At 44.7% G+C, this 12879-nt stretch carries 12 protein-coding genes, 11 tRNA genes and 1 rRNA gene; 21 read left to right on the forward strand and 3 right to left on the reverse strand.

Annotation, left to right across the window (positions count from 1 at the left end; translation table 11 throughout):
- Positions 1–205 precede the first annotated feature (205 nt).
- The 18 genes from rrf (at position 206) to ACFODW_RS04180 (ending at position 6772) form a co-directional block, all read left to right on the forward strand.
- Positions 206–321: ribosomal RNA gene (gene rrf / locus ACFODW_RS04095) — 5S ribosomal RNA — on the forward strand.
- Positions 322–386: 65 nt separating this feature from the next.
- Positions 387–462: transfer RNA gene (locus tag ACFODW_RS04100), tRNA-Val, on the forward strand.
- Between the two features lie 7 nt (positions 463–469).
- A tRNA-Thr gene (locus tag ACFODW_RS04105) sits at positions 470–545 on the forward strand.
- Between the two features lie 44 nt (positions 546–589).
- A tRNA-Lys gene (locus tag ACFODW_RS04110) sits at positions 590–665 on the forward strand.
- Between the two features lie 6 nt (positions 666–671).
- Positions 672–756: transfer RNA gene (locus tag ACFODW_RS04115), tRNA-Leu, on the forward strand.
- An 18-nt stretch (positions 757–774) separates the two neighbouring features.
- Positions 775–846: transfer RNA gene (locus tag ACFODW_RS04120), tRNA-Gly, on the forward strand.
- 8 nt (positions 847–854) lie between these two features.
- Positions 855–939 (forward strand) — tRNA-Leu (locus tag ACFODW_RS04125).
- 6 nt (positions 940–945) lie between these two features.
- Positions 946–1022 (forward strand) — tRNA-Arg (locus tag ACFODW_RS04130).
- Between the two features lie 4 nt (positions 1023–1026).
- A tRNA-Pro gene (locus ACFODW_RS04135) sits at positions 1027–1103 on the forward strand.
- Positions 1104–1118: 15 nt separating this feature from the next.
- Positions 1119–1194: transfer RNA gene (locus tag ACFODW_RS04140), tRNA-Ala, on the forward strand.
- A gap of 161 nt (positions 1195–1355) precedes the next feature.
- Positions 1356–1432: transfer RNA gene (locus ACFODW_RS04145), tRNA-Met, on the forward strand.
- Positions 1433–1500: 68 nt separating this feature from the next.
- A tRNA-Asp gene (locus ACFODW_RS04150) sits at positions 1501–1577 on the forward strand.
- Between the two features lie 201 nt (positions 1578–1778).
- The gene (gene thiL, locus ACFODW_RS04155; protein ID WP_390303400.1) at positions 1779–2744 is read left to right on the forward strand and encodes a thiamine-phosphate kinase; all 966 of its coding nucleotides are present in this window, start codon (positions 1779–1781) and stop codon (positions 2742–2744) included.
- A gap of 12 nt (positions 2745–2756) precedes the next feature.
- Positions 2757–3218 (forward strand): tRNA (adenosine(37)-N6)-threonylcarbamoyltransferase complex ATPase subunit type 1 TsaE, encoded by a 462-nt coding sequence (tsaE, locus tag ACFODW_RS04160; RefSeq protein ID WP_390303403.1) that lies wholly within the window; start codon positions 2757–2759, stop codon positions 3216–3218.
- 21 nt (positions 3219–3239) lie between these two features.
- The gene (gene tsaB / locus ACFODW_RS04165) at positions 3240–3941 is read left to right on the forward strand and encodes a tRNA (adenosine(37)-N6)-threonylcarbamoyltransferase complex dimerization subunit type 1 TsaB (protein ID WP_390303406.1); all 702 of its coding nucleotides are present in this window, start codon (positions 3240–3242) and stop codon (positions 3939–3941) included.
- Positions 3938–4387 (forward strand): ribosomal protein S18-alanine N-acetyltransferase, encoded by a 450-nt coding sequence (gene rimI, locus ACFODW_RS04170; RefSeq protein WP_390303769.1) that lies wholly within the window; start codon positions 3938–3940, stop codon positions 4385–4387. Before tsaB ends, rimI begins: the two co-directional genes overlap by 4 nt.
- Positions 4384–5394 (forward strand): tRNA (adenosine(37)-N6)-threonylcarbamoyltransferase complex transferase subunit TsaD, encoded by a 1011-nt coding sequence (tsaD, locus tag ACFODW_RS04175; protein WP_390303409.1) that lies wholly within the window; start codon positions 4384–4386, stop codon positions 5392–5394. The genes rimI and tsaD overlap by 4 nt, the downstream gene beginning before the upstream one ends.
- A gap of 205 nt (positions 5395–5599) precedes the next feature.
- The gene (locus ACFODW_RS04180; protein WP_390303412.1) at positions 5600–6772 is read left to right on the forward strand and encodes an FtsW/RodA/SpoVE family cell cycle protein; all 1173 of its coding nucleotides are present in this window, start codon (positions 5600–5602) and stop codon (positions 6770–6772) included.
- A 35-nt stretch (positions 6773–6807) separates the two neighbouring features.
- Here ACFODW_RS04180 and ACFODW_RS04185 read toward each other — a convergent pair whose 3' ends face one another.
- The gene (locus ACFODW_RS04185; protein WP_390303415.1) at positions 6808–8724 is read right to left on the reverse strand and encodes an ABC-F family ATP-binding cassette domain-containing protein; all 1917 of its coding nucleotides are present in this window, start codon (positions 8722–8724) and stop codon (positions 6808–6810) included.
- 140 nt (positions 8725–8864) lie between these two features.
- Here ACFODW_RS04185 and ACFODW_RS04190 point away from each other — a divergent pair, with 140 nt between their 5' ends.
- Entirely contained in the window at positions 8865–9506 is a 642-nt protein-coding gene (locus ACFODW_RS04190) for a redox-sensing transcriptional repressor Rex (protein WP_390303418.1), read from the forward strand.
- 75 nt (positions 9507–9581) lie between these two features.
- Here ACFODW_RS04190 and ACFODW_RS04195 read toward each other — a convergent pair whose 3' ends face one another.
- Together ACFODW_RS04195 and ACFODW_RS04200 are read right to left on the reverse strand one after the other, a co-directional pair.
- Positions 9582–9785, reverse strand: a complete 204-nt coding sequence (locus ACFODW_RS04195; protein WP_390303421.1) for a YdiK family protein — start codon at positions 9783–9785, stop codon at positions 9582–9584.
- A 2-nt stretch (positions 9786–9787) separates the two neighbouring features.
- Positions 9788–10498: a CPBP family intramembrane glutamic endopeptidase gene (locus ACFODW_RS04200; protein ID WP_390303424.1), complete on the reverse strand. Its 711-nt coding sequence runs from the start codon at positions 10496–10498 to the stop codon at positions 9788–9790.
- 330 nt (positions 10499–10828) lie between these two features.
- On the opposite strand from ACFODW_RS04200, the gene groES reads away from it, so the two are divergent.
- Together groES and groL are read left to right on the forward strand one after the other, a co-directional pair.
- Positions 10829–11113 carry a co-chaperone GroES gene (groES, locus tag ACFODW_RS04205; RefSeq protein WP_390303427.1) on the forward strand — a complete coding sequence of 95 codons (285 nt, stop codon included), beginning with the start codon at positions 10829–10831 and terminating at the stop codon, positions 11111–11113.
- A 60-nt stretch (positions 11114–11173) separates the two neighbouring features.
- Complete coding sequence (gene groL / locus ACFODW_RS04210) at positions 11174–12814, forward strand: chaperonin GroEL (RefSeq protein WP_390303430.1); 1641 nt, start codon at positions 11174–11176, stop codon at positions 12812–12814.
- Positions 12815–12879 lie beyond the last annotated feature (65 nt).

A 12879-nucleotide genomic window follows, 5' to 3' on the forward strand; every position in this document is an offset into this window, starting at 1 on the left:
AGGTTGATAGGTTCGAGGTGGAAGCGTGGTGACACGTGGAGCTGACGAATACTAATCGATCGAGGACTTAACTACATTCTTTACCATGTCACGGTATTTACTCTTATTTAGTTTTCAGGGTGCAAATTATAACATTTTTATAAAAAACCCTTGCATTTTCGTCAAAAAATGCGTATAATGATTCTTGTCATTGATTTTCACCTTGTCTGGTGGCGATGGCGGAGAGGTCACACCTGTTCCCATGCCGAACACAGAAGTTAAGCTCTCCAGCGCCGATGGTAGTTGGGACTTTGTCCCTGCAAGAGTAGGACGCTGCCAGGCAAATGCAATATTTTAAATGCATTTTTACTATTAAGACTTATACAAACAGGCGCAAACCTGTATGTGGAGGATTAGCTCAGCTGGGAGAGCACCTGCCTTACAAGCAGGGGGTCGCAGGTTCGAGCCCTGCATCCTCCACCATATAAATGCCGGCCTAGCTCAATTGGTAGAGCAACTGACTTGTAATCAGTAGGTTGGGGGTTCAAGTCCTCTGGCCGGCACCACCTTAACAACTATATAGATATATATATATAAATGGTGTTTGTACGAGCCATTAGCTCAGCTGGCAGAGCATCTGACTTTTAATCAGAGGGTCGGAGGTTCGAATCCTCCATGGCTCACCATCTTATGCGGGTGTGGCGGAATTGGCAGACGCGCTAGATTTAGGATCTAGTATCTTATGATGTGGGGGTTCAAGTCCCTTCACCCGCACCATTATCACTTTTATGCCATGCGGAAGTAGTTCAGTGGTAGAACACCACCTTGCCAAGGTGGGGGTCGCGGGTTCGAATCCCGTCTTCCGCTTTCTCCGCGCCGGGGTGGCGGAATTGGCAGACGCACAGGACTTAAAATCCTGCGGTAGGTTCTACCGTGCCGGTTCGAGTCCGGCCCTCGGCATTACAGGCGCCCGTAGCTCAATTGGATAGAGCGTTTGACTACGGATCAAGAGGTTAGGGGTTCGACTCCTCTCGGGCGCGCCATATACGGGAAGTAGCTCAGCTTGGTAGAGCACATGGTTTGGGACCATGGGGTCGCAGGTTCGAATCCTGTCTTCCCGACCATTTAAATATTATTTAGGGGCCTTAGCTCAGCTGGGAGAGCGCCTGCCTTGCACGCAGGAGGTCAGCGGTTCGATCCCGCTAGGCTCCACCATTTTCAATTTGCTCTTTGAAAACTGAACAAAACAACCAGTATGTCAAGAAGAAACAACTCGTTTTTTCTTATAAACAAGCAGAAGCATTGCTTCTGCAAAAGCTAAGACATTCGGTAGGATTGATTGGTGTCNGGCCAGGCAGCAACATTTTTATTAATATCGCGGGATGGAGCAGTCTGGTAGCTCGTTGGGCTCATAACCCAGAGGTCGCAGGTTCAAATCCTGCTCCCGCAACCAATTTCTTTAATAGTAGTACTGAAAGTGCAACCAATTTCTTTAATAGTAGTAATTAGCATCTTTAATACGGTCCGGTAGTTCAGTTGGTTAGAATGCCTGCCTGTCACGCAGGAGGTCGCGGGTTCGAGTCCCGTCCGGACCGCCACTTTTATATTAGCATACATACTCACACATGATTTGAAGTGAATCGTGTGTTTTTTTATTTACCCAGACATAAAAATGGTTAATAGAACCTAACCTCACACTTTCTTTCAAGGTACTCTGCTTAGCTGCCTCCACCTTTTATTTTTCCTTTTTTGTTTCTTTTTGCTATAGTTAATAGAGATTAAAAAAATGGTGATGACTTATGGATGAATTTTCATTTATTGATTCGATTAAACAAAAATATTATAAACAGCCGACACTGCTTAAAGGTGTAGGCGACGATGCGGCAGTGTTCCGCCAGCAGAACAAGGATATAGTGACTTCTGTAGATACAATGGTGGAAAATGTACATTTTGCCAAATATACCATGTCTCCTTTTCATGCAGGTTATCGCGCACTTGCGGCTAATATTAGTGATCTGGCTGCCATGGGTGCTGTACCTGCTTTTTATTTAGTTTCCATCGTTATACCAGCCGATTTGTCGAATGAGGATGCAGGAAGCATATTTTCCGGGATGGAATCCTTGGCCTCTTTGTATAGGATGGATTTAATCGGTGGTGATACGGTATCCGGTAAAGAACTTTCCATCTCCATTACCGTCATTGGTTATACGGAGCCGGGGAGAGCCCGATATCGCAGTTCAGCCCGGCAAGGTGACTTGGTATTTGTTACAGGTTCACTTGGCGATTCGCAGGCAGGCTTTCATATCCTTGCCAATAAAGGGGAATATGAAGAGGAAAGCTATTTCATCGAACGTCATAGAATGCCCTCTCCTAGAGTGGATTTTGCTGCGAAACTCAGTGGGATTAAAAGGGTGTCCTTAAATGATATCAGTGATGGGCTTGCAAATGAGGTGAACGAAATTGCAGACGCTTCACAGGTGACTATTATACTGAATGAAAAGGATCTGCCAGTCAGCCCTCAATATCCTCAATTCCCCGTTGATTTGCAGCATAAATGGAAACTCTATGGGGGAGAGGATTTTGAGTTGGTTGGTACAGTCGCGGAAGACGATTGGGAGAGTGTAAAAGAAGCGGCAAGCAATACGGACACAGTAGTGACTCCAATAGGGTATGTAGCGGAACGCTCTTTATCCTCAAAAGTTTATTTGATTACGGATAATGGAAAGATTCCATTATATAGTGAAGGATATACCCATTTAAAGTAGGTGACATCGTAAATGACAGAAATAGTACAGACCAATACTGATTTGGAAACAATACAGTTGGCAGTTAGGCTTTCTTCCTTTTTAAAGCCCGGAGATGTTTTGACTCTTGAGGGTGATCTTGGGGCAGGGAAGACGACTTTTACGAAAGGGATTGCTCAAGGTTTAGGGATAGAACGCACGGTAAGCAGTCCTACTTTTACTATAGTAAAGGAATATGAAGGAGAGATACCGCTGTATCATATGGATGTTTACCGTCTGGAAGATTCCGAGGAGGATATAGGCCTGGAGGAATATTTGCATGGCGATGGAGTATCCATTGTGGAGTGGCCCCAATTTATTGAAGAACTATTGCCGGAAGAGAGATTGGCAATTAAAATCAGTTATGTGGATGAAAATAGAAGAACATTGGAACTCACACCGCGAGGCAAACATTATCAACGGGTCGTCCGGGAGATGCTGCGCGCTGGTGTGTAAAGTAAGGAGCTATCTATAAAGATGAATACACTTGCAATGGATACATCAAACCAAATTATGGGCGTTGCTGTTCTGAGGAATGGCGAGTTAGTTGGTGAAATAACGACAAACTTGGCCAAGAACCATTCAGTCAGACTGATGCCTGCTATTGACCAATTAATGCAAGAGGTAGGCATGGTGCCAGAGAATCTCGACCGGATTGTTGTTGCCAAGGGTCCTGGCTCCTATACAGGAGTACGTATTGGCCTAGCTACCGCTAAATCGATGGCGTGGGCTCTTGATATTCCGGTAACAGGGGTCTCCAGTCTGGAAGTGCTCGGATATCAGGGCCGTTTTTTTGACGGGATGGTCTGTCCTTTTTTTGATGCGCGAAGAGGCCTGGTATACAGTGTAGTATACGAATGGCAAGGTAGAAATTTATTACCTATTCGGGAAGAAGCCAATATTCTGATGGAAGATCTATTGAAGGAATTGGCCGCCAAAAAGAGGGAAGTCCTTTTTCTGAGCCCGGATATTTCCAAGCATAAAGATTTGATCAGGAAACATCTTGGCGACTTGGCGGTTATACCTGAATTTCCATATCATCTCCCGAAGCCGAGTCATTTGGCCCTTGCAGGGTTGGAGAAAGAAACGGATGACAAGCACAACTTGACTCCAAACTATCTTCGCTTGGCGGAGGCAGAAGCTAAATGGCTGAAAGCCCAAAAAGGACAAGAAAAATGATGGATTGCAATATAAGGAAGATGGAAACTGGGGATGTAGAAGCGGTGATGGAGGTGGAGCGTGCCTCTTTCTCGACTCCCTGGACAACGGATATTTTTTATCAGGAGCTTATCGATAACCGCCATGCCCACTACTTCGTCATAGAGATAAATCAAAAGATAGTAGGGTATGCCGGCATTTGGGTAGTGTTGGATGATGCACAGATCACCAACATAGCCATCCATCCGGAGTACCGGGGAAAGAAGATGGGACAGAAGCTCTTTCAGTACCTTCTCCAGCAGACGGCCATGATGGGAGTAACCCGGCTGTCGTTGGAAGTGAGGAAATCCAATCTTCCGGCTCAGCGGCTATATCGGAAATTTGGACTCGTACCTGGTGGAGTCAGAAAAAATTATTACACGGATAACCAGGAAGATGCTATAGTGATGTGGGTGAATCTGCGATGAATAAAGATAAAATTATTTTAGGCATAGAAACCAGCTGTGATGAAACGGCTGTCGCTATTGTTAGAAATGGGAGGGAAATTGTTTCCAATGTGGTTGCCTCTCAGATTGAAAGCCATAAGCGTTTCGGCGGGGTGGTTCCGGAGATAGCTTCACGACACCATGTCGAGCAAATAACATTGGTGCTAGAGGAAGCGTTTGACCAGGCTGGAATGGGCTGGGATGATATTGACGCGATAGCAGTGACGGAAGGGCCTGGTCTTGTAGGTGCTCTTTTGGTCGGAGTCAATACTGCGAAAGCATTGGCATTTGCAAAGAGCAAACCTTTGGTAGGTGTCCATCATATTGCCGGTCATATTTATGCCAACCGCCTGGAAAGTGAATTTACTTTCCCTTTGCTGGCTTTAATCGTCTCAGGAGGACACACAGAGCTCGTCCTGATGCGTGGCCATGGTGATTATCAGGTTATCGGGGAAACAAGGGACGATGCCGCAGGGGAGGCATACGACAAGGTTGCCAGGATGCTGGAACTCCCCTATCCCGGGGGGCCGCATATTGACCGTCTTGCAGCATCAGGAGAAGAAACTATTGAATTTCCAAGAGCCTGGCTGGAAGAAGGAAGCTATGATTTCAGTTTTAGCGGCTTGAAGTCCTCGGTGATCAATAAAATCCACAATGCCAAACAGCGTGGAGAAATACTGAAAAAAGAGGATATAGCTGCAAGCTTTCAGTCAAGCGTAGTAGAGGTGCTTACTGAGAAAACGTTTCGGGCGGCTGAGGAATTTCAAGTGAAGCAAGTAATTGTTGCAGGCGGTGTAGCGGCAAATCAAGGTCTGCGAAGAGCTTTAGAACAGAAATTCAGCGGAACAGGAACTCCTTTAATGATCCCTCCATTAAAGCTGTGTACGGATAATGCTGCTATGATTGCAGCAGCCGGTACGATTTCCTATGAAAAAGGGAACACGGCAGGGCTGGACTTAAATGCCAGTGCTTCTTTGTTATTAAAATAAACAGGTTATCCACAAATATGTGGGTAACCTGTATGATATACTATCAATATGCATCTTTTTAATGTGGACAAATTAGTGGATAATATCAATGGTTGGTGTGGATAGTGTGCATAACATTGTTGGCAACTTCATTTTAAATAGGATCGGCGGATAAACAGCCTGTGGATAAATTTGGGGAAGCGGAGAGAAATTTGGTGATACTGCAATGAATAAAAAGCAATCTTATTATATGCAGAGTGACTTGATCATTCTGTTCATTATGTTTGTTAGTGTTAGTCTGTTGGCCATCTATAATGCCCAACAGCTGGAACAGTACGGCAACGAGAACTTTGTGCTGAAACAGATACTTTGGTTTGCAGTGGGGATCTGTCTCGTTGCAGCCATCCAGTATTTTGACTTGGATCAATTATATAAGGCAAGTACATTTATATACATTTTTGGTGTCTTCATGTTGTTTGTGCTATTAATCAGTCCACCGAGTATAGCATACCCAGTTAACGGGGCTAAAAGCTGGTTCCAGTTCCCGGGCCTATCGCTTCAGCCGGCAGAATTCGTGAAGATGTCCACCATTCTCTATTTATCAGCTGTTGTCACTAGACACCGGTCTAAAAATGGGGCACCAACTTTAAAATCAGATACATTATTATTGGTCAAACTTATTCTCATCGTTGCCACACCTGTAGTACTAATTATGATGCAGCCCGATTTCGGGACTGCTATGGTGTATGTATTTGTACTGGGGATGTTTATTATTCTATCAGGCATCAGCTGGAAGATCATAACGGCATTGGTAGCTTCCAGTACTGTATTGGCTGCTGCCCTGCTTGGATTTATCATTCGTTTTCCAGAGCTGGCACAGAATATGATCGGAATTAAAGGATACCAGATTAACAGGATTCTTACTTGGTTCGACCCTACCCAACAGTCCAGCGATGCTACCTTTCACTTTGACCGGGCCTATATGGCTCTCGGATCAGGCCAGCTGTTTGGCAAAGGGATGGACAGTCTGGAGGTGCCGTACCCTGAAGCACATACTGACTTCATCTTCTCGGTGATAGGCGAGAGTTTCGGCTTTATTGGGAGTGCATTGGTCATTTTTCTTTATTTTATGTTCTTATATAAACTCGTAACCCTTGGGCTCAACACATACAGTCATTCTCCATTTGGGGCTTATCTATGTTTTGGTTACTTCAGTGTCTTGCTGATCCATGTATTCCAGAATATTGGTATGACCTTGGGCGTTATGCCGATTACGGGGATTCCTCTTCTGTTAGTAAGTTACGGAGGGAGCAGTGTGTTGTCCACGATGATAGGCTTCGGCCTGATCTACCGTGTGGCAGTGGAGCATACGATTCAGAATGATTATCTATTTAAATGATAGACACCCGTATGGATTCCATACGGGTGTCTTGTTTATTCTTCTTGAAGAACTGTCCACTCCTCCATCAGCTGTTCTATCTTCTGTTTGAGCTCACCGGTTTGTTTTGTAAGTTCTAATGCTTTTTCATGATCTTGATAGACTGCAGGCTCTGCCATTTGTGCTTCCAGAGAAACTAAGTCTGATTCCAGTTTCTCCACTTCTTCTTCTACTTCCTGGATACGTCTTAGCTTCTTGCGTTCTTCTCTCTGTATTTTTTTATCCTCTCGGTAGCTCCGGGCTTTATTATCAGTTCTATTGATCACTTCTTCTGTCTGCTGGAGCCTGGCAATTTCCGCCTCTTCCGCCTTCTTCTCCATATAATAATCATAATCTCCGAGATAGACTGTCATACCATCCCGGTTCATTTCAGCGACTTGGTCTGTGATGCGGTTGATAAAATATCGGTCATGGGAAACAAATAAGATCGTTCCTGGGAAATCCTGAAGCGCTGCCTCCAGTACTTCTTTACTATCAATGTCCAAATGGTTGGTCGGCTCATCCAATATCAGCAGATTTGCTTTTTGCATCATCAGTTTGGCAAGGGCCAAGCGGGCTTTTTCACCGCCGCTCAGCGAATTGACAGGCTTTAGTACATCATCACCAGAGAACAAGAAGTTCCCGAGTATCGTCCGAATATCTTTCTCATTCACTGTACGGTGTTCATCCCATAACTCATCCAATACGGTTTTGGATGAAGAAAGGTCTGCTTGTTCCTGGTCGTAATAGCCTATTTGGACATTGGCACCTTCCTGTATCGATCCTTCGCGAGGCTGATATCTTCCCATAATGATCTTTAATAGGGTAGTTTTTCCGACTCCATTGGGGCCTACTAGTGCGATACGTTCTCCTCTGTTCACCTCTAAATTCACATGAGAGAAGAGCGGCTCACTGTCATCCTCATAACCGAAGCTGAGATTATTTATTCTCAGAACATCATTGCCGCTCCTTCTATTGATCTGAAAGGAAAAATTGGCTGATCCTTCCTCTCCCAGAGGTCTGTCCACTTTTTCCATTTTCTCCATTTGCTTCCTTCTGCTTTGTGCCCTTTTCGTAGTAGAAGCCCTCACAATATTTCGCTGGATGAAATCTTCCATCTTCTTAATCTCTGTCTGCTGTTTCTCGTACTCTTTCAATTCCTGTTCGTAGTCCCGTGCTTTCTGTTCGAGAAATTTACTATAGCTGCCATGATATTTCTTTGTCCTATGTCTGGAAACTTCATAGACAATGTTCACTGTTTTATCAAGGAAATATCGATCGTGGGAGACAATGGTAATTGCCCCAGGATACCCGTTAAGGTAATTTTCCAACCAGCCAAGCGTTTCAATATCCAGATGGTTTGTGGGCTCATCCAATATAAGGAGGGACGGTTTGGTTAATAAAAGCTTCCCGAGAGCCAGGCGGGTTTTCTGTCCTCCGCTCAATTCCCGTATGGGCGTATCATAACTGTAGTCCTGGAAATTCAGCCCGCTCAACACCGACTTTATTTCTGCTTCGTACATATATCCTCCGTCATGCTGGAAGGCCTGCTGGAGGCGGTCATACTCTTCCAGGAGCTTTTGTGATTTGTCCGAGGACACCTCATTCCCCATTTTCTGTTCCAGTTCCCTGAGATCCTGTTCACGGTCGATCAGGTGCTGGAAGACCTCCAGCATCTCTTCCCAGATTGTTTTGTCCGATTCCAGGGAAGTATGCTGGGAAAGATATCCGATGGTTGTTTCCTTTGGCTGGAAAAGTTCTCCATCATCGTATGTATACTCGCCGGCCATTATTTTAAGGAGGGTGGATTTACCGGCACCGTTCCTGCCGACGATGGCAATACGGTCGCGGTCTTTTATCTCCATTTTTACATTGCTGAGAATCTCCTCGGCCCCGAAGGATTTGGAAACTCCATTTAATTGCATCAGTATCATTTTTGTTCACCTCATCTATTCAAGTCTATCTTATATGGGATTCGCCAGGCAATCAAATTGTGAAAGGAATCACGACTTTTTCCGTTTTTTCTGGTAAAATGTAGATGAGTAATCAAACAGGACCGAAAAGAGGAATATTTATGGTACAGAATAACATCCCACAGGCTACCGCCAAACGTCTGCCATTATATTACCGTTTTCTAAATAATCTTAATCAGCAGGGAAAAGCCCGAGTATCTTCCAAGGAGCTTAGTGAAGCGGTCAAAGTGGATTCTGCCACAATCCGCAGAGATTTTTCTTACTTTGGGGCCCTGGGGAAAAAAGGATATGGATATAATGTGGAATACCTGCTGGGTTTCTTCCGGGAAACTCTCGATCAGGATGAAGTCACAGATGTGGCCCTGATTGGTGTAGGTAATCTTGGCACCGCTTTTTTGAATTATAATTTTATGAAGAACAATAATATCAAGATAAAAATGGCTTTTGATGCCGATCCGGAGAAGGTCGGGACAGATATTGGAGGGGTCCCTGTCTACCATATAGATGAAATGGAAAAGAGGATGGCAGGAATGAAAGTGGCAATTCTCACCATCCCGGCACAAGAGGCAGATCGTGTTACGGAGCGTCTGGTTGAATTTGGGATTGAGGGTATTCTAAACTTCACTCCTGCAAGGATAACGGTGCCTTCCCATGTGCGCGTGCACCATATCGACCTGGCTGTGGAATTGCAGGCATTGGTGTATTTCTTAAAGCACTATCCTCTTGATTCATCCGAGCAATAGATAAAAAACCTGTCGAACTAGTTGTTTGACAGGTTTTTTATCTGACTGGGAAGGTGCGTGTCATTCAGTTGGGCACTACTTCTTCTTATTTCTTTTCTTGATCTGAAAATGGATGTTTACCATACGGAACGCCACTCCAAAATCCATCGTAGCAACTATTGCGAGAAGGATGGTAGTGAAATTCCAAATGGTTTCATCAGCTGTCTGTATGGCTGCGTATATAAAGACAGCACCCATGGCAAAATAGATAATTGCCGATGTGAGCGGGGAAATTCTCATGCTTAACCTCCTATAAGAATCATCTGCTGCTCCAACTGACGCTGCATACGCTCGATTTCCTCAGGAGTAAGCCCGTATTGAGCAAGAACAACGATGGTGTTCATCGCCGCATGGACGATGATGGGAACAATAATCCGTTTGGTGCGCACGTATAAAAATGCAAAGACAAACCCCATGGAAGCATAAACCAGAATGTGGGTCGGATCCAAATGGATGAAACCGAAGACCAAAGCGGATAGCAATGCCGCAAAGAAGAAATTCATCCGTTTATAAAGGCTTCCAAAGATAATCTTTCGGAAAATGAGTTCTTCCAATATGGGGGCAATCAATGCAGGGATAATCATAAAGATTGGTGCAGCCCTTGTAATATCCATGATCTGCTGGGTGTTCTCCGAGCCCGATTCAATTCCGAGCAGTTCCATCTCAATAAGGCCGGCAATTGTCTGTGCAGCAAAGGCCATAAAAACACCGAGGACAGACCAGACAACTACGGTACTCAGGGAAGAAGCATCCCTTGCGCTTCCTTCTTTCATATCGGGCCTCATCAACAGGAGCGTAACAATCAAAGCGGCAATGAAGCTAAGAATGGACCAATAGATGACAGCTTCAAAATCTGTAATTGGAAATAGAGCATATAGAACGGGTGCCCCGATAATAACAGAGAACTGCATAATAACATAAGTGACAATAACCCACCAGTAACGTTTCGGCAAAGTACAACGACTCCTTTTGAACGATTTGTCATAAGTGAACGGCAGCAAACATACTGCCGGCAGCGGCTTCGAACTATGCAAAAACAATATTATTCTCCATGCATAGTAATCATTTTATCATACCTCATAAATCTATTATAATAGAATGACTGCAGGGCGTAGAGGTGAACTGATAAATCGGCTGCGCCACTCAAAAATTATAATAAAAATTTACAGTTACAATGCTTGCATTTTTAAAGTGGATTATTTATTATATAAATTGTAATTAGCACTCGGCGCTATCAAGTGCTAATAAAAATTAAATCAATGAGGATTAAGGAGGCTTTCTACATGATTAAACCACTAGGAGATCGCGTAGTAATTGAGCTTGTAGAACAAGAAGAAAAAACTGCAAGCGGTATCGTACTTCCAGATTCTGCACAAGAAAAACCGCAGGAAGGGAAAATTGTAGCCGTCGGTTCCGGAAAAGTGACAGATAACGGAGAAAGAGTAGCACTTGAGGTTTCAGAAGGAGACCGTATCATCTTCTCCAAGTTTGCTGGCACAGAAGTGAAATATGAAGGTGCCGAATACTTAATTCTTCGCGAAAGCGACATCCTGGCAGTAGTTAGCTAAACAGAAGAATATAAATATACTTAATGAAACCAAAAATCATTTTCAAGGAGGATATACATTATGGCTAAAGATATTAAATTCAGTGAAGACGCTCGCCGCGCCATGCTTCGCGGTGTGGACACTTTGGCAGATGCAGTAAAAGTAACTTTAGGGCCAAAGGGCCGCAATGTCGTATTGGATAAGAAGTTCGGTTCCCCGCTTATCACCAATGACGGTGTAACAATCGCCAAGGAAATCGAATTGGAAGATGCTTTTGAAAACATGGGTGCACAGCTTGTTTCCGAAGTAGCCTCCAAAACAAATGATGTTGCCGGTGATGGTACTACTACCGCTACCGTTCTGGCACAAGCGATGATCCGTGAAGGGCTGAAAAACGTTACTTCCGGTGCCAACCCTGTTGGTATCCGCCGTGGTATCGAAAAAGCAGTAGCTTCAGCTGTTGAAGAGCTGAAATCCATTTCCAATCCAATTGAAAGCAAGGAATCCATTGCTCAGGTAGCAGCAATTTCCTCCGCTGATGATGAAGTGGGCAAACTGATTGCCGAAGCAATGGAGCGCGTTGGCAATGACGGTGTCATCACGATCGAAGAATCCAAAGGCTTCAATACGGAGCTGGAAGTAGTGGAAGGTATGCAGTTCGACCGTGGCTATGCTTCCCCGTATATGGTGACAGACCAGGATAAAATGGTTGCTGAACTGGAAGATCCATACATCCTTGTAACCGATAAGAAAATCGGCAACATCCAGGAAGTGCTTCCAGTATTAGAGCAAGTAGTACAACAAGGCAAGCCATTGTTGATCATCGCTGAAGACGTTGAAGGCGAAGCACTTGCAACATTGGTTGTCAATAAACTGCGCGGTACATTCAATGCAGTTGCGGTAAAAGCTCCTGGATTCGGTGACCGCCGTAAAGCAATGCTTGAAGATATCGGCATCCTTACTGGAGCAGAAGTGATCACAGAAGATCTGGGACTTGATCTCAAGAGCGCCAATATCGATCAATTGGGCCGTGCTTCCAAAGTAGTTGTAACCAAAGAAAATACAACTATTGTTGAAGGATCCGGAAACCCAGAAGCGATTTCTTCCCGTGTATCCCAAATCCGTGCACAGGCAGAAGAAACCACTTCTGAGTTCGATAAAGAAAAACTGCAAGAGCGTCTGGCTAAGCTTGCCGGCGGTGTAGCAGTAATCAAAGTCGGCGCTGCTACAGAAACAGAGTTGAAAGAGCGCAAGCTTCGTATCGAGGATGCTTTGAACTCCACTCGTGCAGCAGTAGAAGAAGGTATTGTTGCCGGTGGTGGTACTGCATTAGTCAATATCTACAATAAAGTCAGCGGCCTGAACCTGGAAGGCGATGAAACTACAGGTGCAAATATCGTTCTCCGTGCTATGGAAGAGCCTGTACGTCAAATTGCACACAATGCCGGTCTGGAAGGATCTATCATTGTAGAACGTCTGAAAGGTGAAGAAGTAGGCGTTGGATACAATGCAGCTACCGGTGAATGGGTAAACATGGTAGATGCAGGAATCGTGGATCCTACAAAAGTTACCCGTTCTGCTCTGCAAAACGCAGCATCTGTTGCAGCAATGTTCCTGACCACTGAAGCTGTTGTTGCCGACAAGCCTGAAGAAAATGATGGCGGTGCCGGTGGCGGTATGGGCGACATGGGTGGAATGGGCGGCATGGGCGGCATGATGTAAACCCACCCCCATAAACCTTGATATGACAGTGTTTTAGGGTCACAACTCCGTGTTGTGACCCTAAT

It is taken from the genome of Virgibacillus sediminis, from assembly GCF_042643265.1.
GTDB lineage: Bacteria > Bacillota > Bacilli > Bacillales > Amphibacillaceae > Virgibacillus_O > Virgibacillus_O sediminis.

Coding starts and splice junctions, on each gene's coding strand:
- thiL (WP_390303400.1), top strand. CDS start 1,779: ATGGATGAATTTTCATTTATTGATTCGATTAAACAAAAATATTATAAA.
- tsaE (WP_390303403.1), top strand. CDS start 2,757: ATGACAGAAATAGTACAGACCAATACTGATTTGGAAACAATACAGTTG.
- tsaB (WP_390303406.1), top strand. CDS start 3,240: ATGAATACACTTGCAATGGATACATCAAACCAAATTATGGGCGTTGCT.
- rimI (WP_390303769.1), top strand. CDS start 3,938: ATGATGGATTGCAATATAAGGAAGATGGAAACTGGGGATGTAGAAGCG.
- tsaD (WP_390303409.1), top strand. CDS start 4,384: ATGAATAAAGATAAAATTATTTTAGGCATAGAAACCAGCTGTGATGAA.
- ACFODW_RS04180 (WP_390303412.1), top strand. CDS start 5,600: ATGAATAAAAAGCAATCTTATTATATGCAGAGTGACTTGATCATTCTG.
- ACFODW_RS04185 (WP_390303415.1), bottom strand. CDS start 8,724: ATGATACTGATGCAATTAAATGGAGTTTCCAAATCCTTCGGGGCCGAG.
- ACFODW_RS04190 (WP_390303418.1), top strand. CDS start 8,865: ATGGTACAGAATAACATCCCACAGGCTACCGCCAAACGTCTGCCATTA.
- ACFODW_RS04195 (WP_390303421.1), bottom strand. CDS start 9,785: ATGAGAATTTCCCCGCTCACATCGGCAATTATCTATTTTGCCATGGGT.
- groES (WP_390303427.1), top strand. CDS start 10,829: ATGATTAAACCACTAGGAGATCGCGTAGTAATTGAGCTTGTAGAACAA.
- groL (WP_390303430.1), top strand. CDS start 11,174: ATGGCTAAAGATATTAAATTCAGTGAAGACGCTCGCCGCGCCATGCTT.